The organism is Actinoplanes subglobosus (assembly GCF_042650585.1).
In the GTDB taxonomy this organism is placed as follows: domain Bacteria; phylum Actinomycetota; class Actinomycetes; order Mycobacteriales; family Micromonosporaceae; genus Actinoplanes; species Actinoplanes subglobosus.
Genome location: NZ_JBHSBL010000030.1, coordinates 1 through 19,658, shown reverse-complemented (window position 1 = coordinate 19,658; position 19,658 = coordinate 1). Strand labels below are relative to the sequence as shown.

Below are 19,658 nucleotides of genomic sequence, written 5' to 3'. Positions count from 1 at the left end.
CTGCTGGACGACGTCAGCTGATCGTCCGGTACTCGGCCGGCGGTTCAGCGAGATCGGGGTGCGAGATCCAGTACCGGTTTCCGTGGATGTCCAGCATCGCCCGGTGCCAGGCCTCGTCGTGGAAGGCGATTCCTCGATAAGGGTCGTCGCTCGCCTCGAACGGGTAGCGCTTCTCCGCCGCGATCCCGGCCCGGGTCGCGTCCAGACCCGCGTGACGCCGCATCACCCACGCATAGCGGCGCCGCGCGTCATGCAGGCACTGGAGATATTCATCCTCGTCCCAGTCCGGCGACACGTCGCACAGTATCGGGCCAGCATGCACCTGGAGCGCAACCTCCCGGACTGTCACCTCCGCCACACCGATGCCGATGGTGACGCGACAGGTGGCTGCGGGAAGGCGAAGATATGTCGGCGCGGGTGGCTTCGTGGTGGCTGGCAGGGCTGCTCGCAGTCGTGCTGGCCGGCCTGTCCGGGCTGGCGGTTTACGGGTCGTGGCGGCAGGCCGCGATCGTCGACGAACTCGCCCGGGACAGTGCGAGCACCGACGCCTACCAGGAGGCGGCCTACCTGGTCAGCTGGGAGATGGCGCTGATCCAGGCGTCGCTGGTGGAGCCGCACGGCGAGGAACGCTGGCAGCTCTCCGCCGTGCACACCCAGACGCAGGGCGCCATGGAACGCATGGCGGCCGTCGACACCGACCATCCGAAGGTCACCGCCGGGCTCGTCGAGGCGCACCGCAACCTGAACTCCGAGGTGGCCACCTACCTCCGGTCGATCGACCTCGGCGACATGGAGAGGGCGGAGCAGAACCTGGAGTGGACGATCGAGCCGGCGGCCAAGGCGATCATGACCGCGGTGGTGGCCGAGCGCCGGCAGCATCTCGCCAGCCATGCGGCACTGCAGTCGGCCGGGCAGCGCGAGTCCCGGCTGCTGCTCTGGGGCAGTGGCCTGTCCTTCGTGGCGGGTCTGCTCGTGCTGGCGCTGTTCGCGTACTCGGTGCGCGTACACCGCCGGAGGGTGGAGAGGACCGCCGCGACCGACTCGCTCACCGCCCTGCCGAACCGCCTCGCCTTCACCGCCCGGACCGGGCGCGCGATCGCCGAGGAGGCGAGCCGCCGCCGGCGCCGTGACAGGTCGCGGCGGGGCCGGGTCACCGTGCTGGTGGTCGACGTCGACGGTTTCCACGAGGTCAACGACCAGCTCGGCCACGGCCACGGTGACCTGCTGCTCACCCAGGTCAGCCGGCGGCTGCGTGCCGCCGTCCGGTCGCAGGACGTCGTCGCCCGGCTCGGCAACGACGAGTTCGCCGTCCTGCTACGCGACACCGACCCGGCCATCGGCGAGGCCATCGCCCAGCGCCTGACCGGTGTCTTCGACGACCCGTTCGTGATCGGCGACATCACCGTCGACCTGGAGGTCAGCATCGGTGCCGCCACGGCCGCGCCCGGCGACGACGTACCCGCCCTGCTGCGCCACGCCGACACCGCCATGAAACAGGCCAAACGCCGGCGCCTCGGTTTCCGCCGCTACGTCGCCGACCACACCGGCGACGACGGCAACGCCCGGCTCACCCTGCTCGGCGACCTGCGGCGCGCCCTCGACGGCTCCGGCGAGATGACCCTCGACTACCAACCCAAATTCCACATGGGTACGGGCGAACTGGCCGGCGTGGAAGCGCTTGCCCGCTGGCAGCACCCGATCCGGGGCAAGGTCGCGCCCAGCGAGTTCATCCCGGTGCTGGAGGCCACCACGCTGATCCACCGGTTCACCCACCAGGTGCTGACGCAGGCGCTGACGCAGGCCCGTGCCTGGCTGGAGTCCGGGCACCGGGTCCCGGTGGCGGTCAACATCTCCACCCGGTCGCTGTTGGACACCGGTTTCCCCGGCCGGCTCGCCGAGCTCCTGAGTCAGACGGGTGTCCCGGGCGACCAGCTGTGCATCGAGGTGACCGAGCACAGCATCATGACCGACCCGGACATCGCCATCGAGACCCTCAACCGCATCCGCGAACTGGGTGTCCACACCTCCGTCGACGACTACGGCACCGGTTACTCCTCGATGGCCTACCTGCGGCAGCTGCCCCTGAACGAGATCAAGATCGACCGCTCGTTCGTCAAGGACATCAGCACCGACCACAGCAGCCGGGCCCTGGTCGCCTCCACGACCGAACTCGGCCACATCCTCGGCCTCACGGTCGTCGCCGAGGGCATCGAGGACGCCGCGACGCTGGCCGTGCTCAGCGAGATCGGCTGCGACCTGGCCCAGGGTTACCACCTGGCCCGCCCGATGACCGCCGAGGCCCTCACCCGCCGTCTCCAGATCCACACCCTGCTGCCGGCGTGAGGGCCGCACCGCTCCCGCCGGCGTAGCGGCGGTCAGCGGAAGGCCATCGATCCGCCTATGCTCGGGGCACTTTCTCCGGCGAGGTGGAGGGGTCATGCGTGGTCGGGGCGGCCTGGACGGCATGCCGTGGTGGGTGCTGCTCCTCATGGCCATCGGCGTTCTGCTGGTGCTGCTCATCCTCTGGGAGCTGCTGTCGGGCACCGGCTCCGGCCCGGAGGCGAGTCGCGGGCTGCTGCTCCGGTAGGCGCCGGCGTGCGGCGAGATCCGCGGCCGCGGTGCGCCACCGCGGGAAGTCGAAGGTGAAGCCCGCGTCGGTGAGCCGGCCAGGGACCACCCGGCGGCTCTTCAGCAGCAGCTCGGTGTCCGACCGGAGGGCGAACGCTCCGATTTCGGCCATCTGCCGGGTCGCGGGCAACCCGAAGGGCATCCGCCAGGCCGCCCGCAGCTCGCGCATGAAGTCGCGGTGCGGCAACGGGTGCGGTGCGGCCAGGTTGACGGCCCCGGTGAGGTCGTCGCGCTCGATCAGGAAGCGGACGGCGCGGGCGAAGTCGTGGTCGTGGATCCACGAGACGAACTGCCGGCCGCCGGCGACCGGTCCGCCGAGACCGAGACGTGCCAGCCAGCTCAGATAGTCGAACACGCCGCCACGGTCCGGGCTCATCACCATGGCCGACCGGAGGGCGACCTTGCGCGTGTGCGGGGTCACCGCCCGCTCCTGCGCGGCCTCCCAGTTCTTCGCGATCCGCACGCTGTAGCCCCAGTAGCCGGGCACGCCCGGCTCGTCGCCGCCGATCAGCCCGCCGGACTCGTCGTTGGGTGCGTCGAACCGGTGCGCGTAGATCGTCGCGGTGCTCATCTGCAGCCACACCGCGGGCGGCCGGGCCGCCGCGGCGATGGCGTCACCGATCACCCGCGCCGAGTCGACGCGGGAGTTCATCATCGCTTCCAGGTTGTCCCTGGTGTACCTGCAGCTCACACTGCGACCGGCCAGGTTGACGACGACGTCACTGCCGTCGACCTCGGCCGCCCAGTCCCCGAGCGACGAGCCGTCCCAGCGGACCTGCCGCTCGCCCCGCGGAGAGCGGGTCAGCACCACGACATCGTGGCCGTCCGCGGTCAACGCCCGGACGAGGATCGCACCGACCTGACCGGTTCCTCCTGCGATGACGATCTTCATGGTGGTGCCCCGTCTCCGTGGTCGACCGGTATTTGAGCGGTTGCTCAAGTCCAGCGTACGTCACTTTGAGCGACTGCTCAACCCGGCTGGTCCGCCGAGGCTGTTGCCGGGTGGAACTACGATCGACCGGCGGCCGGCAGCAGGGTTGACCTGGCCCGGAGCGGAATCGGGGAGCGGGCATGACGGAGGTTGCGGCGTCGGGCCGGCGATCCCGACGACGACGGATCGTCCTGGTTTGCGCCCTGCTCGTGGCACTCGCCGTCCCCGCCGCCGCGTGGTGGGGGCAGCCGCGGCTCGCTGAGGGCAGCCTGGTCGCTCCCGGTGCCGGGATGACGTGGGCGAACGACGGCGTCGAGGACACCCGCATGATCGTGCGGGGCAGGCCGGTCGCCACCGTCACCGCGACCTTCAGCATCCGCAACAACGGCCGCCTGCCGTTCACCATGAGCGGAGCCGGCGACACCGGGAACTGGCTCGCCAGGCAACAGGTCACCTTAATCCCGGGCTTCCCGGGAGACGACGCGACCGCGACACCGGTACGACAGGTGACGGTGCGCCCCGGCGACGAGGCGACCCTCTTCTGGTCGCTGGACATGCGATGTCAGCCACCGCTGGCCGAGGGCGCCTCCATGAGCGTGGAGGCCATCCCGCTCCGGGTGAGTACCTGGGGAGTCCCGGCGGACCGGGACCTCGTCCTGGAGCGCCCGATCACCTTCGCCGGCGCCGCCGGGACGACGACCGCGATGCCGCCGGAGGACTGTGTCGATGGCTGAGGTATCCCGATGGATGCGGCGTGACACGACCGGGCCCGCGACCGGCGGCACCGCGCGGCGGGTGTGGCAGGTCGCGCGGGTGTCGCTGGCAGCCCTGTGGGTGGTGTGGGCCGTGGCGAGCTGGTGGACCGCGCCACGGCAGACCGATCAGGCGCAGGCGAGAGCCGACCTGGCGGCCGGGCGGATCCAGTCGTATCAGTGGGCCGACAAGTGGAGCGACACCTCCGGCTTCTCCTGGAACGACCAGGCCGTGCTGCGGTCGTGGGGGAGCGACGGGCCGCTGCTGGTCTGGACGACGAGTGGCGCCCGTGTCCACTACACGATCGTCGAGACCGACCCCGAGCCGGACGCCGCGTCGCTGACCCGGGATCTGGGCGCCGCCGGGATCGGCCAGGGCGATCCGACCGGCGTGCTGCTGTCGCTGGCGTCCAGGAGCGGCGTACTGATCATGGTGTCTCTGGCGATTCTGTACTTCGGGCCCACACCGGCGACCGGGACCCGCTGGTTCTGGTTCTGGCTGCTCGTCGGCGTACCACTCGGATTCGGGTTCGTGTACTGGCTCGTCCGCGAACGCCCATGGGCGAGCCCCGCCGTCTCCGACGTCCGGCGCTGGTACGCCGGTGTCGCGATCGCGTTCGTGACCACCCTCGGCGGCTCGCTGCTCGCCTACGGCCTGCACCGGATCCTGGGGGAGTGGCTGATCCCGTCGGCGCTGTTCGGCTGAGCGATCATGAACCTCATGGAGAACCAGCAGGCGAAGGTAGTCACGCTCTGTGGCTCGACCCGGTTCGAGGCCGAGTTCGCGCAGGTCAATCAGCGGCTCACGCTGGACGGCTGCGTCGTGATCAGCCTCGGCATGTTCCGCCTTCCCGAGCTGCCGGGCTACGACTGGGCGGCCGACAGCGCGGACCTGAAGGGACGGCTCGGCCGCCTGCACTTCCAGAAGATCCGGATGGCCGACGAGGTGTACATCGTGGATCCGGGCGGCTACGTGGGTGAGTCGACCCGCCGGGAGATCGCCTACGCGGAGTCGCTCGGCAAACCGGTCCGCTACCTGAGCCGCGAGTAAGCCAGTAGATCGACGAGGTAGAAGAGTAGCTCGCCCTTTTCGTCGCTCTCCGTGCGTTCCACGTGCATACCCAGCCGGGTGACGATGTGGCGCGATGCGCCGTTGTGCGGGCGGATGCTGGCCCACACCCGGCCAAGGCCGGCGGCCCGGCACTCCCGCAGCACCGTCGCGGCCGCCTCGGCGGCATGGCCGCGACCGCGGTGCGAAGCCCGGATCATGTAGCCGATCTCCGGCTCCTCGAATCCGGTCCGGCCTCGGAGCATCCCGCAGTTGCCGATCAGCAGTCCGGTCTCCGGGCAGCGCAACGCATACCAGCACAGGCCGTGGTCGTGCTGCGCCGCGACGCGGTTGGCGATCCAGCGCTCGGTCTGCTCGAACGTGGTGAAGGGCCCGGAGCCGATGGTGTTGGTCTCCGGATCAGCGAAGAGGGCGTGCAGTTCGACGGCGTCGTCGGCCGTGAAGGCGTCCAGCCTCAGGCGCGGCGTGCGCAGCGACGGCGCCATTGCGGCACGGGCAGTGGCGGACATGGTCATCATCCAAGCAGAAGCGCACCCGCTCGATCCACGAGCCCGGGCCGTCATCGGAAGCCGGCTCGCACCGCGGTGAACTGATGAGTAACTTACGCCGTACCTCTGCCTGATCGCGTTAACGGAACCGTAACCGTCGCGGAGGTGGCGCATGTCCACGTTGCTCACCGGCCTGGGCCTGGGCCGCCTGCTTCATCGTGCCGCGCATGCCGCGACCGGCCGCCGGCGCTGGATGGTCGTCACGGGTGCGGGGGTCACCGTGCTGACGGGCCTGGGCGTCGCCGCCTACGCCCTCCCGATCCCGTTCGTCGACAGCCTGGTCGCCGATCAGGTCGCCGAGCGGGTCAGCGGTCAGGTCGCCTGCGCGCAGGTGACGGTCGGCGGTGACCGCCTGCTGGCCCAGGCGATCCGCGGCACCCTGTCCGAAGTGCGGGTCACCGTGCCGGACGCGACGCTCTCCGGTGTGCAACACGCCTCGTTCACGGCCACTCTGCGCGACGTGAGCCAGCCGGCCACCGATCAGACCCACGTCGGCTCGATGAACGCGGCGATCACGATCGGCTTCGCGAACATGCCGGCCGTCGAGGGAACCGCGCCACCCACCTACCGGCGAGCCGACGACGGCGGCCTGACGGTCGAGACCGTGGTGCCGGCCGAGGCGTCGGAGAACGTCAAGGCGAAACTGTTCCTCAAGATGCGGATCGCCGGGGACAGCGCCGAGGCGGTACCCCAGCAGCTGGAGATCTTCGGCCAGAAGGTCGCCGCGTCCAAAGCGTCGGCGCTCACCGGCGGCGTCCGCAAGCAGGACCTGCCCGAACTCCCGGACGGCGTCACCTACAAGTCGATCACCCCGCAGCGCGACGGCCTGCACGTGGCGCTGGCCGGCGTCGCGACCCAGGCACTGGACACACTGCCCACCCAGGTCGGCGACCAGACGGTCACCTATTCGGCCGCGGACGGCCTGATCGGCATCTCCACCGCGATCAAGGTCGAGCCGATCATCGACGTGCCACTCACCATCCGCGCCGAACCGCGGCTCGACGGCGACTCGCTCACCCTGGTCCCGCGCCTGGTGCACATCCTCGGCAAGGACCGGGAGACCGGCGACGTACTGTCCCGGATCGTCCTCTCGCAGATCGACGAGAAGGACCTGACCCGCAAGCTACCGGCACTGCCGCCGGGCGTGAGATACCGGGCGGTCGAGGTCGACCCCGACGGCGTCCACGTGACGGTCAGCGGCACCACCATCCAGCCGTTCTCGGTGCTCAAACAACCCGAGGGCGGACAGCCGACCACGTTCGGCGCCGAGGCCGGCTTCCTGACCGCGTCGACCAAGGGCTCACAACAGGACACCAGGATCCAGCTGTACGCCGAACCGAAGATCACCGGCAACGTCCTGGACATCGCCCCGCAGCAGATCGAGATGTTCGGCACCCGCTTCCCCGCGGACCGGGTGCTCTCCCAGGTGAAATCGTCACCGACCAGCTATCCCCTGCAGGAACTGCCCGCCGGCCTCACCTACCGGAGTGTCGAGGTGACCCCCACCGGCCTGCTGATCAAACTGGAGGGCCGCGACGTGACCCTGGCGAAAGGCGCCCTCGGCGGAGGCTCCTGCTGATCGGCTTCTGCCGTTAACCGTGGCTGTGTCGTCTGTTCCCTCTTGATCGCTACGGTGACCGCGCCGGGCCCGATGGAGGGGAATCGTTGAGCGTGCGCGAGTGGCAGTGGCTGGGTGTCGCCGGCAGCACGCTGGTCGCCGTGGGCGGGCTCTACGTGGGTGTCGGGCCGTCGGGTGATGCGGTGCAACTGCCGCACGACGCCGTCGCCGCGATCCTCTGGCCGACCGCCGTGTCCTATCTGGGCATCACCCTGTTGCTGCTGGCCTGGTGGATGATCGGGCGGCTGCGGGCCGAGCCGGCGGTCCTGGTCCGCACCGGGGTGATGTGGGCGATCCCGTTCGCCGTGAGTGGGCCGATCTTCAGCCGCGACGTCTACAGCTACCTGGCGCAGGGTGCGATGACAGTGGCCGGCATCGACCCGTATCGGTGGGGGCCGCAGGCTCTCGGCGGTGAGCCGGCCGCCCATGTGCCGTCGATCTGGCAGGACACGCCGGCACCGTACGGGCCGGTCTTCCTCCGCATGGCCGGTGCCGTCACCACCCTCACCCAGAACGAACTGTGGCCGGGCCTGCTCGGCATGCGCCTGCTCGCGGTCGCCGGGGTCGCGCTGCTCGCGGTCACCGTCCCGCGGATCGCCCGGGAGTGCGGCGCCGATCCGTCCACCTCGCTGTGGCTGGGCGTGCTCAACCCCCTGGTGCTGCTGCATCTGGTGGTGGACGCGCACAACGACGCCGTGATGATCGCGCTGATGTGCGCCGGGCTGCTGGTGGCGCTGCGTCACCGGCCGGTCCTCGGCGTCGTGCTGATCACCCTGTCCGGGCTGGTCAAGGGCCCTGCGCTGCTCGGTCTGGCGTTCCTGGCCGTGCTCTGGGCGGGCCGGCTCCCGGGACGGTTCGGTCTGCTGCGCGCCGCTTCGGCGACGCTTCTCCTCGCCGGAGGTACGGCCATCGCCGTCACCACCGTGGCGGGGACCGGTTTCGGCTGGGTGCCGGCGTTGCGTGCACCGACGCGGGCCCGTACCTGGATGTCGATCACCACCGACCTCGGTGGACTGCTCGGCGCGCGGGAGGCACTGTGGGCGGCCGGGCTGCTCCTGGCCGGGGCGATCACCCTGTTCCTGCTGCACCGGGTCGGCGCCGGATCGGACATGGTCGCCGCCTGCGGTCTCGCGCTGGTCGCGTTCGTGGTGCTCAGCCCGGTCGTGCACGTGTGGTACCTGCTGTGGGGCTTCGTGCCGCTGGCGGCCGCGGGCTCCGACCGGGCCCGCGGGGCGGTCGCCCGCGCCTCACCGGTGCTGGTGCTGTTCGCCCCGCCGAACGACGCCCCGACCGGAGTCCCGATGGTGCTCGGTGGGGTGCTCGGTACCGCCGCCGGCCTGCTGGTCTACCACGTCGTCCGGACCGCCGGCCGCCGCACCGCCCTGGTGCTCGACACCGCGTGATTCGATAATCGGAGCGGCAAAACCGGTTCCCAAACGTGGGTGAACGGGTAATACTGCCGCGCAACAGTCGAACTGATTCACGGGGAGCCCGTATGACCGCACACGCAGTGGTGTTCCGCGGCGAAGACCGACCCGCACAGGATGTCGAGCAGAGGCGGGAGACCGACCGCAGCACCGAAGCGATGCAGCGGTTGCGCCGGCCCTTCGACCTCGACCTCCGCACCCCCGACGCCATCCGGTGCCTGCCGGTCTGACCGGTGTCCGCGTCTCAGGGCAGTAGGCCCCGATCGGTGAGGAACCGTTGCAGTTCGCCCTGCTGGGAGTCGGTCATCGCGCTGCGGGGCAGGTCGAGGACGATGCCGCTCTCCTGGCGCATCAGGTAGGCGTCGGGGCTGGCGGCGACGGCGACGACGGCGGCCCACCGCCAGGTCCGGGTCGCGTCCGGGGCACTGACCCGGATCTCGTTCTCGGTGATCGTCCAGCGGCGCGGGACGGGTGGCGCCATGTTCACGGTCGTGTCGATCCGCTGCCACAGTCGTGCCGCGAGTGCGACCGGCAGGAGCAGCAGCGCGGCGGCGCCGATCGCGAGCAGGGGGCTGCGGGCGGACCAAGCGGCGGCTGCTGCCAGGGCCGCCGGGGTCGTGGCCACGGCGAGCCGCCACCACGGCATCCGGGCCATGACCCGCAGACGGCGGTCGCGGCCGGACACGTAGATCGGCGCGCCGGTGGAATCCATTTCGATCAGCATCGGTTACCGCACGTTCCGCGCGCCGACCAGACCGCGTGCCGAGAGGAAGTCCCGCAACTCGGCATCCTGGTCGTCGGTGAGCGGCCGGCGCGGAATGTCGACGATCACGTGACCGTCCTGGACCAGCAGGTAGGCGACTCTCGTCGCCTCGCCGAAACGGAACGTCGACCAGGCGTACTCCGCGGAGGTCAGCTCGGAGCTGGACTCGATCCCGTCGTCGGTGAGCAGCCAGCGGCGCGGCGACTGCCAGGACAGCGGGACCGTCACCATGGCGGCGACACGTATCTGCCAGATGACGAGCACCGCGACGCCGACGATCACGACCACCACGCCGACGACGACCTGTTCGAGGACGAACAGGGCCGCGAATCCCGCCGCGAGGACGGCCAGCCCGATGAGCAACCAGGGCAGGTTGGCGCGTCGCGCCGCACGGATCAGCTGCACCCGGAAGTACTCGGCATCCCGGCTGAAGGTGAACTCGATTCGCATCGGCTGATGTTAGGGCACAACCTGCCGCCCTTTACATCGACTTCGCTGATGCGGCGCGGCCGCGGCGTTAGAGTCGCTGGTCATGGGACTCCTCACCTTCAGCCTCAACGTCACCCTGGACGGTTGCGTCGATCATCAGGAGGGGATCGCCGACGACGAGACGCACGCCCTCTTCACCCGTCTCATGGACGAGGCCGGCGCCATGCTCTGGGGCCGCGTCACCTACGAGATGATGGAGGTCTACTGGCCGGCCGTCGCCCGCGGTGACGTGGAGGCCCCGCCGGCCCTGCGCGAGTGGGCGGTCAAGCTGGAGACCAAACCCAAGTACGTGGTGTCGTCGACGCGCACGGACTTCCCGTGGACCGGCAGCCACCACATCGCCGGCGACCTGCGCGAGGGCGTGCAGAAACTCAAGGACGCGACACCGGCCGGGGTCCTGCTCGGAAGCGGCAGACTCGCCACCGAACTCGACCGGCTGGACCTGATCGACGAGTACCGGCTGCTTGTGCATCCCCGGATCGCCGGCCACGGCCCGAAACTGTACGAGGGCGGGCTGCCCGGCACACGCCGGCTCGAACTGGTCTCGGCGGACCCGCTCCGCAACGGCGCGGTGGCCATGCACTACCGCCGCGCGCGCTGAATCCGCCTCCCGGAGACGAACGCCTACGAACGTGGCCAGGCACACCGGCCGCGATCGGGTCGCGGCGTAGCTGTCGAAGAACTCGGCCGTGCGGCGCACCGGGCGCCGCACGGCCGTTGTCGTCAGGCGAGTGGTTCGATCCGGATGTTGCGGTAACGGACGTTCGCGCCCGCGTCGCCGTGGTCCTGCAGGCGGATCGGGCCCGGTGTGGCGTTTTCGGCCGCACCCCCGCCGGTCGGACCGTCGATCGCCACGTTGTTGTGGACCGTCACGCCGTTCCACACGACGGTCACGCGGGCGTTCTCGGTCTTCGCGCCGGAACTGTTGAAGCGGGCCGCCCGGAACGTGATGTCGTAGCTCTGCCACGTCTCCGGCGCCGCCGCGGCGTTGCTGTCCGGCGCCTTCTTCAGGTAGATGCTGCCGGCCTCGTCGTTGGCGGGCGTGGTGTCGCCGTACGAGTCGAGGACCTGCAGCTCGTAGCGGTCCTGCAGGTAGATGCCGCTGTTGCCGCGCTGCTGGCCGGTCACGTTCGACGGCAGGTTCGGCTGCCAGTACTCGACGTGCAACTTGAAGTCGGTGAAGCTCTGCCGCGTCCGGATGTCACCGCCGAGGACCTCCATCGACCCGCCGGACAGCGGCCAGCTCGCGGCGCTGCCGTCGGTCTTCTGCCAGGACTGCAGGTCGTCGCCGTCGAACAGCACGACCACGCCGGATCCGCCGCCCAGCACCCAGTGCTGGCTGGCCACGCCCACGTACTCCCAGATGTGGGCCTGGGTGCCGTCGGCGGAACTGCCGTTGAGGATGTCCAGCACCTTGCCGGACTGCGGGTTCAGGATCGACCCGTCGGACTGCGGCTGCCACTTCTGCGCCCCGGAGTTGTTGCAGGTGTACAGCTGCACCTTGGTGCCGTTGGTGGTGCCGCTGTTGCTGACGTCCAGGCACTTGCCGAGCGCGCGGAACGTGTCGCCGACCCGGCTCCATTTCTGGGCGTTGCTGTTGTTGCAGGTGTAGAGCTGGATCTTGGCGCCGTCGGCGGTGCTGCTGTTGCTGACGTCCAGGCACTTGCCGGCGAGGCCGGTGATCGGCCCGGCGCCACCGCTGACCGTGATCGCGTCCAGGTTGACGTGACCGTCGTCGCCGGTGTCGTACCGGTAGGCGACGGTGTTGGCGCCGGCGTTGAGCGGGATGCTCTCGGTCTTCGTCGTCCAGTTCGCCCAGGCACCGGTGTCGGCCAGGCTCGTCTGCCCGATCTTGACGCCGTTGGCGTACACGCTGATCTTCTTGGTGCCGGTGAACGGGTTGGGCCCGTTGGCGTAGCGCAGCGCCACGTCATAGGTGCCGGCCGCGGCGGCGTTGACGGTGAACGTCGTGGTCGCGCCGACCGTGCCGTAGCCGGCGACGAATCCGGAACCGGTGTATCCGGCGTGCTCGGTGGCCACGCCGGCGCCACCGGACAGGCCGGCGTTCTCCGCCTGGTAGGTGTTCCCGACCGGCGGCGGGCCGCTGGTCAGCGAGTTGAGGGTGTACCACGCCTCGGTACTCCAGAGCGACTCACCGGTGTCCGAGGAGAACGGGCGCGGCGACCGTACGTACACCACATGCCCTGCCTTGAGGCCGTCGATGGTGAGGGTGACCTTCTTGCGGTCGGCGGACAGGGCGGCCGCGGTGACGTTCAGCGCCTGCTCGTCGATCTTGGGCCCGCCGTAGGACGCGGTCGGCTGGTAACGCCACTGCTTCACCTGGTAACGCGCGGCCAGCGCGTTGGCCGTCTCGGTGGACAGCGGCTTGGTGTACTCGAGCTCGAAGCCGCCGTTCTTGGCGCGCATGGCCAGGATGTCGAACGTGGTCGTGCCCTTCGGGCTGAGTTTCTGCAGGCCGTAGCTGAGCTTGCCGGTCTGCCCCCAGTTGCCGCCCGCCCCGAGGCCGCCGGCGTAGATCGCCCCGTCGGGTCCGAGGCTGAGCTCCGCCACGCCCGCTTCCAGTCCCTGGGTGAGCCGGAACAGGGCGCCCTGGTACTCGCCGTTGACCTTCTCCAGGTAGGCGCGCTGGATCCCGCCGTAGGTGACGTCGCCGATCAGCATCTGCCCGGCGAAGACGCCGTCCTTGACCAGCACCGGGGTGCTCGGCGAGTTGGCGATCTCGTTCTGCGGCATCCACAGCACCGGCGCGGTCACCGGCTTGGCGTCGAACGGGCCGGGCGGGGTCATGTAGTGGTTGAAGAACCGGTCCTGTTTGATGTGCAGCAGTTTCGACGAGGGCAGCCAGCCGCCCTGGTTGTCGGTGACGAACAGGGCGTTCTCCGGTCCCCAGCCGATGCCGTGCGGGGTGCGCAGTCCACCGGCGACATACGAGACGGCGCCGGTGTCCTTGTTGACCTTGACGGTCGTACCCCGGTTGGCGGCGGGTTGGGGGTTGGTGGTGTTGCCGCCGTAGTTGATCGACACCGACAGGTTCAGGTAGAAGTTCGGCGCCTCGTAGAGCAGGCCGAACGCGAATTCGTGGAAGTTACCGCCGTACGGCCAGGTCGCGACGGTCTGGTACTGGTCGGTCACCCCGTCGCCGGTGGTGTCCACGAGCCGGGTGAGTTTCGTCTTCTCCGACACGTAGATCACACCGTCGACGATCTTCAGGCCCATCGGTTCCTTGAGCCCGCCGGCGACCTTCTTCGTCGTCACGGTGCCGGGGCCGGTGTCGCCGGTCGCGTTGCCGAGGATGTGGACCTCCCCCGCCGACGAGGTGCCCGAGTCGTCCGCGCCGCCCCAGGTGAGCACCGCGAGGCGCCCGTCGGGGAACCAGTCCATGCCGGTGACCTTGGGCTGGAAGCCGCCCGGCCGCAGGTTGGTCAGGGTGTAGTCGGGATGCACCGCGGTCAGCGGCAGGCCGTCGCCGGGGGAGTCCCCGGCGCTCTCGCACTCCTTGCGGCCGGGCGCCGTCACCCGCACCACACCGGCGTCGGTGCTCAGCGCCGAGTTCGGCACCAGCGTGAAGGCGGAGGCCCCGGGAGCCCGCCACTCCAGGGTGAGCGCCTGCCCGCCGCCCCGCTCGAAGAAGTCGACGCGCAGCGGGTGGATGCCGGCCGCCAGGGTGATCGCACCCTCCTTGGACGTCACCCCGTGCAGACCGTCGTGGTTGATCACCAGGCTGTCGGCGACACTCAGCCGGGAGCCGTCGTCGCTGGTCAGGCGGAACGTGTAGGAGCCGGCCGCCGGGACCGTCACGTTGCCGAGGACCTGCGCGACGAAGTTGTCCTCGATACCGAAGTCGCCGCCGCTCCAGTTGATGGCCGGCATAAGTTTGTCGATGTTCGGGGTCTGCGCCGGTTTCAGGGTGCAGATCTTGTCGAGCGGCGTCTGCACATCGAAGACCCGCAGGGTCACGCCCGGTTCCTGCGGGGGCGGCGCGGCCTGGGCGGGCACGGCGGCGAGCATGCCCGCCATGCCGGCGAGGGTCAAGATCATCATTCGGTACGGCCGTCTGAGCATCCGGTCTCCTCGGTGGGGGAGGCATGCGAACGTGTGGTGCGCGTCACCGTAGGACGGCTTTCGTGTGACGGTCCAGATGTTCGAGATGCTCGTGCGGAACTTTCTTCATCTTGTGCGAAAGTCGGTCTTCTGAAACGAATTCATTATTCGAGCGCTTGACAACCCATCGACAACCGTCGACTGTGAACGTTCTTTTCGGTTCGCTCCCGTCCGGGGGCCATGATGGACACCGGTGCGACGGACAACGGCGCCGATACCCTGACCGCCTTCCGCCGGTCCGGCAGCCGCATGGCAGCCGACGGGGCTCCGGATCACGAGGCCGCTCCGGTGGCCGTCAGGATGGACGGCGTGAATGTGATGAAGCCCGGGGTGACCTGGCGTTCCCGTAAGGTGCCCGGGCGCAACGGCCCGGTCCGGACCCGCGAGTACCGTCCCGCGGCACCGCGTCCCGACGCCGAGGTGGTCGTCTGGGTCCACGGCGGAGCCTATGTCGGCGGCAGCCTGCGGATGCCGGAGTCGCACGCGGTGGCGACGGACCTGGCCCGGACCGGCCGCCCGGTCGTCGCCGTCGACTACCGCAAGGTGTCGTATCTGCCGCTGCTGCTGCCGAAACGCCGCATCCGGCCGCATCGCAACAACTTTCCGGTGCCGGTGCACGACGTGCTCGACGCCTACCTCGACACGGTCCGCCGTTTCCCGGGGCGACGGGTCGTGCTGGGCGGGGCGAGCGCCGGCGCGAACCTGTCGGCCTGCGCCACGCTGCGTGCCGAGGGGCACCGGCCGGCGGGCCTGATCCTCGCCTACGGGGCCTTCCACGTCGAGCTGCCGCCGATCCCCGCGGCGCTGCGGGCGAGCATCGACGCGTCGGCGGTGAAACGGCAGTTCACGGCGGAGGTTTATCGCCGGGTCACGCTCAATCTCGTCGGCGACGCGGCGGTGCTCGACGACCCGGACGCGTCCCCGGCGACGGCGCCGGTCGACGCGATCCCGCCGGCGCTGTTCGTCGACGCGGACGCCGACACCCTCAGGGCTTCCAGCGAGTTGTACGCCGAGCGCCTCACCAAGGAGGGCGTCCCGGTGGTGTCGACCTTCGTCGAGGGCAGCTCCCACGGTTTCCTGAACAGACCCGCCGCCGCCCACTACCGGCAGGGACTGACCGTCATGGGGGAGTGGCTCGACGGCCTGGGCGCTGTCGAAGGGTGATCGCGGCCGCGGCCGGTTGGCGAGCGACCGCGGCCGCGATCGGGGAGGCGGACGGCCGGGGCGTGAGTGCGGGCACGCCCCGGCCGCCGCGTCAGGGGGAGGTGCAGGTGAGAGCCGGGGTGCCGGGGGTGCCCGTGGCGATGAAGCCGAAGGTGGTGGAGCCGTCGGCGGGCAGGTTGCCGTTCCACGAGACGTTGCGGACGCTGACCGTGGAACCGGACGTGGTCAGTGTTCCGTTCCAGACCTGGCTGATCGACGAGCCGGACGGCAGCGTCCAGGAGACCGTCCAGCCGTTGGGCGTACCGTTGCCGGCCTGGACTTTGACCTCGCCCTGGTAACCGCCGTTCCAGGTGCTCACCGCCCGTAGTGTCGCCCCGCAGGCGCCGGTCGGCAGCGACGGTGACGGCGACGGCGACGAGGAGGGGGAGGACGAGGGGGAGGACGAGGGGGAGGAGGACGGCGACGACGGGGCCGAGGTCGGCGACGAAGGCGGGTTGGGGGCGGTGCTGGCCAGGCTGTAGGCGAGGTCGGGCTGGAACGATCCGGCGGCGTAACGGCAGCCGTCCGCCTCACCGGGCGGCTTGATCCACAGGAACGCGTCGATGTTCGCGTCGCCGGTGTTCACCGTCGGGTACTGGCCGATGCGACGGTCGGTGTTGTCGTCGCCGCACCAGTCGCCGCTGGCGCCACCATTGCGGCTGGTGTCGATCACCTGCCGTTTTCCGCTGACGCCCTGCCCGTTCAACGAGGAGATGATCGAGCGGCCGTACGCCGACTCGGCGCTCGTGGGCTGGAAGTTGGAGGCGTTGGTGTAGAAGCCGTCCGCGTCGGCGATCCCGGCCGCGACGAGGCGGGAGGCCTGGTCACCGGCACTGTTCCAGGCGGAGTGGCCGCCGTCGAGGTAGACCCTGGCGTTCGGGTTGGCGGCCTTCAGGGTCTGCGTGGCGGTCCGCAGTGCCTGGTTGCGGGCGGCGATCTCGCTGCTGTTGAGGCAGGTGAGCAGGGCGATCGAGTCGGGCTCCAGGTTGAGGACGACGGTCTGCCCGCCCAGGTTGCGGGCGATGTTGCCGATCCACGTCTGGTACTGGGTGAGGTCGGGGGCCCCACCGGAGCTGGCGCCGCCGCAGTCGCGGTTGGTGATGCCGTAGACGGTCAGTGCGGGGATCTGACCGGCCGCGTTGGCGGCGTTGACGTAGGTGGCCACCTCGGCGCCCACGGTGGAGATGTTGAACGACGACAACCAGCGGGTGGCGGGCTGGCTGGCGACCTTGTCGCGGATCACCGCGGCCCGTGAGTCGCCGGGGTTCGAGGCGAGCCAGCGGGCGACGGCGGTGTTCGGGTCTCGGTAGAGGGTTCCGGAGATGGTGCCGGCGGAGGCGGTGCCGGTGACGACCAGAACGCCGGCCGCCACCGCGGTGGTGCAGGCGGCAGCGACAGCGACGACGCGGGAACGGGACATCGAGCCTCTCCTGGGGGACGGGAGTTGGGAGCGCTCCCAAATTAACGATATCGATGTCCCGAGGCAACATTTGTGCAAAGTTAGGCGCCTCGTGCCTAAATTGCCGCCGGGGACATCAGGTTCGAGGGATGTGGGGGGCGCGGTGGAGGCGAACTGGCCGGAGTTGCGGCGCCGGACGGCCCGGGTTCGGGCGGCCATGACGGACGCGCCCGCGGCGCCGCTGACCGAGGCCGAGGTCGCCGAGGTCGAGGAGCAGTTCGGAGTGCGGCTGCCGGGTGTCTACCGGGAGTTCCTGATCCGGGTCGACGCCGGCGGTCACGGCCCCAGACTGAGCCGTCTCCAGCGTGGTCTCGGCGGCTGGGAGTGGGCCGACCTGCCGGTTCCGCGGGGCGACGACCTGGGCGCGCTGGCGAAACCGTTCCCCGATCAGGACGCGATCCAGGCCCGGCTCGACGAGCTCGACGAGCCGGCCGAGTACCGCAGTCCCGAGTGGCTCGCCTGGGACGAGCTGTGCGAGCAGGCGCTGGCCGACCAGATGAACGGCACGATCGCCATCGGCGGCGACACGACCTTCCCGTTGCTGCTGGTCGTCACGGGACCGCAGCGTGGCACGATCTGGTGCGATCTACGGGTGACCACCGAGGCCCTGTTCCTCGTCCGCAATCGGGACGGCAGCGCCGCCACGTTCGCCGACCTCTATGCCGACTGGCTGACCGAGGCGGAACGGCTGCTCGACGAGGGCCGTACCGAGCTGCGGCGGTGGGACGTCCGTACCCCGATGATCGAGAATATTTTTCGTCCTCCGCGGTGAGCCAGGGATCGATCGACTATGGCGCCGGGGCCTTAACCTCATGTCGAGTCGACGATCGAGGCCAGCAGGAGATGATGTCGGAGATGACCGAAAATAACCCCGCGCTCGGCAACGTGCTGTGGTCGGGGACCTCGCAGGACCTCACCTCGCTCGCCACCGGCGGCCGCCTGCAGACCGGTTCCTACACCGTGACCGAGGACGCGATCCGGTTCTCGTCGGGTGTCATCTCCACCAAGGAAGAGATCATCCCGATCTGGCTGGTCATCGACGCCGACCTCACCCAGCACATCACCCAGAAGGTCCGCGGTGTCGGTGACCTCACCCTGCGCCTGGACCCGGCGCACGCCAAGCGTTACGGGCAGAGCGAGCTCACGCTCACATCGATCGAGAACCCGTCAGCCGTCCGCGATCTGATCCTCCAGCAGGCGAACACGGTCCGCCGTTACTGGTCCCAGCATCACTACCAGCGCGATGTCGAACTGCGCCGGGCCGGCGCGACCTCGAACAACTTCGCCATGGTGACCCAGCCCGGCCCGGCGACGGCGCCGGTTGCGGCCCAGGTCCCGGCGCAGGCCCCGGCGCCGTCGCTGGAGGCCGCTCCCGCCGCCGGGGGCGACCTGATGGCGCAGCTCGTCCGGCTCGGCGAGATGAAGACCGCGGGCCTGCTCACCGACGAGGAGTTCGCGGCGGCCAAGGCGAAACTGCTCGCGTGAGACCGTGATGCGCCTGAGGGGGACGGGCATCGCCGGGCCACTCGCCGTCTGGCATCTGGTCGACCGTCGGCGCTGATCGCAGTCGCGTGTTCTTTTCCTTTCTTCATCCGCCGAAATAGCCGGCGCGGAAAGTGTTATACGGGCGGCCTCCGTGGAGTCGCATTCCGGAGAATGATTTGTTGAATTGGTGGGAGCGCTCCCGTAAGGTGCGGACAACGGCTGACATCCCCCGTACCGAATGATCGATCCCTCCGATCTTCGAGCCGTTATCCCCGTCAGGAGAAAAGCATGCACAAAAACAGAGGCGTCCGATTGGCGGCCGCATCCGGTGGTGTCCTGCTGGCCGGCTCGGCGGCGGTCGCGGTGGCGCTGCCCGCCGCCGCGGCCGCGGGCTGTTCGGTCGACTACGCGGTGTCGTCACAGTGGCAGGGCGGATTCGGCGCCGCCGTGACCGTGACCAACCTCGGCGACCCGATCAACGGATGGACACTGACCTGGTCCTACAGCGCGGGCCAGCAGGTGACCCAGGCCTGGAACACGACGCTGACCCAGGCCGGCGCCGCGGTCACCGCCCGCAACGTCAGCTACAACGCGGCGATCGCCACCAACGGCAGCGTCTCGTTCGGTTTCAACGGCTCGTGGACCGGCGGCAATCCGGCACCGGCCGGGTTCGCCCTCAACGGGGTCGCCTGCACCGGCGGCACCACACCCACGACACCACCGTCCTCACCGCCACCGTCCTCACCGCCACCCTCGTCGCCCCCACCGACGTCGTGCACCCTGCCGTCGTCGTACCGCTGGACGTCGACGGGCGCGCTCGCCACCCCCAAGGCGGGCTGGGTGTCGCTCAAGGACTTCACCACCGTGCCGTACAACGGCCGCCAGTTGGTCTATGCCACGACCCATGACACCGGCACGTCGTGGGGTTCGATGAACTTCGGCCTGTTCACCAACTGGTCGGACATGGCGTCGGCGAGCCAGAACACCATGTCGTCCGGCACGGTGGCGCCGTCGCTGTTCTACTTCGCGCCCAAGAACATCTGGGTGCTCGCCTACCAGTGGGGCGGGCCGGCGTTCTCCTACCGCACCTCCAGCGACCCGACCAACCCGAACGGCTGGTCGGCACCGCAGACGCTGTTCTCCGGGAGCATCTCCGGCTCCGGC

The 19,658-nt window shown here is 69.9% G+C and carries 19 protein-coding genes; 12 read left to right on the top strand and 7 right to left on the bottom strand.

Going from position 1 to position 19,658, the window contains the following annotated elements; genetic code table 11:
• Window positions 1-13: 13 nt before the first annotated feature.
• A complete protein-coding gene (locus tag ACFO0C_RS44360; RefSeq protein WP_378072889.1) occupies window positions 14-295 on the bottom strand; it encodes a hypothetical protein in 282 nt (93 codons plus the stop codon).
• Between the two features lie 122 nt (window positions 296-417).
• Between ACFO0C_RS44360 and ACFO0C_RS44355 the strand changes: the two genes are divergently transcribed.
• Window positions 418-2,343, top strand: a complete 1,926-nt coding sequence (locus tag ACFO0C_RS44355) for a putative bifunctional diguanylate cyclase/phosphodiesterase (protein WP_378072888.1) — start codon at window positions 418-420, stop codon at window positions 2,341-2,343.
• Between the two features lie 55 nt (window positions 2,344-2,398).
• Here ACFO0C_RS44355 and ACFO0C_RS44350 read toward each other — a convergent pair whose 3' ends face one another.
• Entirely contained in the window at window positions 2,399-3,520 is a 1,122-nt protein-coding gene (locus ACFO0C_RS44350; protein WP_378072887.1) for a TIGR01777 family oxidoreductase, read from the bottom strand.
• A 179-nt stretch (window positions 3,521-3,699) separates the two neighbouring features.
• Here ACFO0C_RS44350 and ACFO0C_RS44345 point away from each other — a divergent pair, with 179 nt between their 5' ends.
• The 3 genes from ACFO0C_RS44345 to ACFO0C_RS44335 are packed head-to-tail and all read left to right on the top strand — an operon-like array spanning window position 3,700 to window position 5,362.
• Window positions 3,700-4,293 (top strand): hypothetical protein, encoded by a 594-nt coding sequence (locus ACFO0C_RS44345; protein ID WP_378072886.1) that lies wholly within the window; start codon window positions 3,700-3,702, stop codon window positions 4,291-4,293.
• Window positions 4,286-5,017, top strand: coding sequence for a hypothetical protein (locus ACFO0C_RS44340; RefSeq protein WP_378072885.1), 732 nt, complete (start codon window positions 4,286-4,288; stop codon window positions 5,015-5,017). Before ACFO0C_RS44345 ends, ACFO0C_RS44340 begins: the two co-directional genes overlap by 8 nt.
• A 15-nt stretch (window positions 5,018-5,032) precedes the next feature.
• Window positions 5,033-5,362, top strand: coding sequence for a hypothetical protein (locus ACFO0C_RS44335; protein WP_378072884.1), 330 nt, complete (start codon window positions 5,033-5,035; stop codon window positions 5,360-5,362).
• Here ACFO0C_RS44335 and ACFO0C_RS44330 read toward each other — a convergent pair.
• The gene (locus ACFO0C_RS44330) at window positions 5,344-5,895 is read right to left on the bottom strand and encodes a GNAT family N-acetyltransferase (RefSeq protein ID WP_378072883.1); all 552 of its coding nucleotides are present in this window, start codon (window positions 5,893-5,895) and stop codon (window positions 5,344-5,346) included. The genes ACFO0C_RS44335 and ACFO0C_RS44330 overlap by 19 nt on opposite strands.
• 145 nt (window positions 5,896-6,040) lie before the next feature.
• On the opposite strand from ACFO0C_RS44330, the gene ACFO0C_RS44325 reads away from it, so the two are divergent.
• The 3 genes from ACFO0C_RS44325 to ACFO0C_RS44315 all read left to right on the top strand — a co-directional run bounded on the left by ACFO0C_RS44325 (window position 6,041) and on the right by ACFO0C_RS44315 (window position 9,203).
• Window positions 6,041-7,507, top strand: coding sequence for an LmeA family phospholipid-binding protein (locus ACFO0C_RS44325; protein ID WP_378072882.1), 1,467 nt, complete (start codon window positions 6,041-6,043; stop codon window positions 7,505-7,507).
• A 92-nt stretch (window positions 7,508-7,599) separates the two neighbouring features.
• A complete protein-coding gene (mptB, locus tag ACFO0C_RS44320; RefSeq protein WP_378072917.1) occupies window positions 7,600-8,949 on the top strand; it encodes a polyprenol phosphomannose-dependent alpha 1,6 mannosyltransferase MptB in 1,350 nt (449 codons plus the stop codon).
• Window positions 8,950-9,041: 92 nt separating this feature from the next.
• Window positions 9,042-9,203, top strand: coding sequence for a hypothetical protein (locus tag ACFO0C_RS44315; protein WP_378072881.1), 162 nt, complete (start codon window positions 9,042-9,044; stop codon window positions 9,201-9,203).
• A 14-nt stretch (window positions 9,204-9,217) separates the two neighbouring features.
• Here the strand turns inward: ACFO0C_RS44315 and ACFO0C_RS44310 are convergent, their stop codons facing one another.
• A complete protein-coding gene (locus tag ACFO0C_RS44310) occupies window positions 9,218-9,685 on the bottom strand; it encodes a YcxB family protein (RefSeq protein ID WP_378072880.1) in 468 nt (155 codons plus the stop codon).
• Window positions 9,686-9,700: 15 nt separating this feature from the next.
• Complete coding sequence (locus ACFO0C_RS44305) at window positions 9,701-10,186, bottom strand: YcxB family protein (RefSeq protein ID WP_378072879.1); 486 nt, start codon at window positions 10,184-10,186, stop codon at window positions 9,701-9,703.
• 82 nt (window positions 10,187-10,268) lie between these two features.
• Between ACFO0C_RS44305 and ACFO0C_RS44300 the strand changes: the two genes are divergently transcribed.
• Window positions 10,269-10,826: a dihydrofolate reductase family protein gene (locus ACFO0C_RS44300; RefSeq protein ID WP_378072878.1), complete on the top strand. Its 558-nt coding sequence runs from the start codon at window positions 10,269-10,271 to the stop codon at window positions 10,824-10,826.
• Between the two features lie 122 nt (window positions 10,827-10,948).
• On the opposite strand, the gene ACFO0C_RS44295 is transcribed toward ACFO0C_RS44300, so the two are convergent.
• Entirely contained in the window at window positions 10,949-14,308 is a 3,360-nt protein-coding gene (locus ACFO0C_RS44295; RefSeq protein ID WP_378072877.1) for a family 16 glycoside hydrolase, read from the bottom strand.
• A gap of 357 nt (window positions 14,309-14,665) precedes the next feature.
• Between ACFO0C_RS44295 and ACFO0C_RS44290 the strand changes: the two genes are divergently transcribed.
• Entirely contained in the window at window positions 14,666-15,511 is an 846-nt protein-coding gene (locus ACFO0C_RS44290) for an alpha/beta hydrolase (protein ID WP_378072916.1), read from the top strand.
• 91 nt (window positions 15,512-15,602) lie between these two features.
• Here ACFO0C_RS44290 and ACFO0C_RS44285 read toward each other — a convergent pair whose 3' ends face one another.
• Complete coding sequence (locus ACFO0C_RS44285; RefSeq protein ID WP_378072876.1) at window positions 15,603-16,970, bottom strand: glycoside hydrolase family 6 protein; 1,368 nt, start codon at window positions 16,968-16,970, stop codon at window positions 15,603-15,605.
• Between the two features lie 196 nt (window positions 16,971-17,166).
• Between ACFO0C_RS44285 and ACFO0C_RS44280 the strand changes: the two genes are divergently transcribed.
• The 3 genes from ACFO0C_RS44280 to ACFO0C_RS44270 all read left to right on the top strand — a co-directional run.
• Window positions 17,167-17,781: an SMI1/KNR4 family protein gene (locus tag ACFO0C_RS44280; RefSeq protein ID WP_378072875.1), complete on the top strand. Its 615-nt coding sequence runs from the start codon at window positions 17,167-17,169 to the stop codon at window positions 17,779-17,781.
• Between the two features lie 83 nt (window positions 17,782-17,864).
• Complete coding sequence (locus ACFO0C_RS44275) at window positions 17,865-18,494, top strand: PH domain-containing protein (protein WP_378072874.1); 630 nt, start codon at window positions 17,865-17,867, stop codon at window positions 18,492-18,494.
• Between the two features lie 288 nt (window positions 18,495-18,782).
• The coding region (locus ACFO0C_RS44270; protein WP_378072873.1) for a non-reducing end alpha-L-arabinofuranosidase family hydrolase at window positions 18,783-19,658 on the top strand (876 nt) is incomplete at its 3' end.

Bases quoted from the DNA above. Each gene is read 5' to 3' on its own strand.
- ACFO0C_RS44310 (WP_378072880.1), bottom strand. From the start codon at position 9,685: ATGGATTCCACCGGCGCGCCGATCTACGTGTCCGGCCGCGACCGCCGT.
- ACFO0C_RS44300 (WP_378072878.1), top strand. From the start codon at position 10,269: ATGGGACTCCTCACCTTCAGCCTCAACGTCACCCTGGACGGTTGCGTC.
- ACFO0C_RS44280 (WP_378072875.1), top strand. From the start codon at position 17,167: ATGACGGACGCGCCCGCGGCGCCGCTGACCGAGGCCGAGGTCGCCGAG.
- ACFO0C_RS44335 (WP_378072884.1), top strand. From the start codon at position 5,033: ATGGAGAACCAGCAGGCGAAGGTAGTCACGCTCTGTGGCTCGACCCGG.
- ACFO0C_RS44330 (WP_378072883.1), bottom strand. From the start codon at position 5,895: ATGACCATGTCCGCCACTGCCCGTGCCGCAATGGCGCCGTCGCTGCGC.
- ACFO0C_RS44290 (WP_378072916.1), top strand. From the start codon at position 14,666: ATGAAGCCCGGGGTGACCTGGCGTTCCCGTAAGGTGCCCGGGCGCAAC.
- ACFO0C_RS44350 (WP_378072887.1), bottom strand. From the start codon at position 3,520: ATGAAGATCGTCATCGCAGGAGGAACCGGTCAGGTCGGTGCGATCCTC.
- ACFO0C_RS44305 (WP_378072879.1), bottom strand. From the start codon at position 10,186: ATGCGAATCGAGTTCACCTTCAGCCGGGATGCCGAGTACTTCCGGGTG.
- ACFO0C_RS44315 (WP_378072881.1), top strand. From the start codon at position 9,042: ATGACCGCACACGCAGTGGTGTTCCGCGGCGAAGACCGACCCGCACAG.
- ACFO0C_RS44295 (WP_378072877.1), bottom strand. From the start codon at position 14,308: ATGCTCAGACGGCCGTACCGAATGATGATCTTGACCCTCGCCGGCATG.
- ACFO0C_RS44325 (WP_378072882.1), top strand. From the start codon at position 6,041: ATGTCCACGTTGCTCACCGGCCTGGGCCTGGGCCGCCTGCTTCATCGT.
- ACFO0C_RS44340 (WP_378072885.1), top strand. From the start codon at position 4,286: ATGGCTGAGGTATCCCGATGGATGCGGCGTGACACGACCGGGCCCGCG.
- ACFO0C_RS44285 (WP_378072876.1), bottom strand. From the start codon at position 16,970: ATGTCCCGTTCCCGCGTCGTCGCTGTCGCTGCCGCCTGCACCACCGCG.
- ACFO0C_RS44275 (WP_378072874.1), top strand. From the start codon at position 17,865: ATGACCGAAAATAACCCCGCGCTCGGCAACGTGCTGTGGTCGGGGACC.
- ACFO0C_RS44345 (WP_378072886.1), top strand. From the start codon at position 3,700: ATGACGGAGGTTGCGGCGTCGGGCCGGCGATCCCGACGACGACGGATC.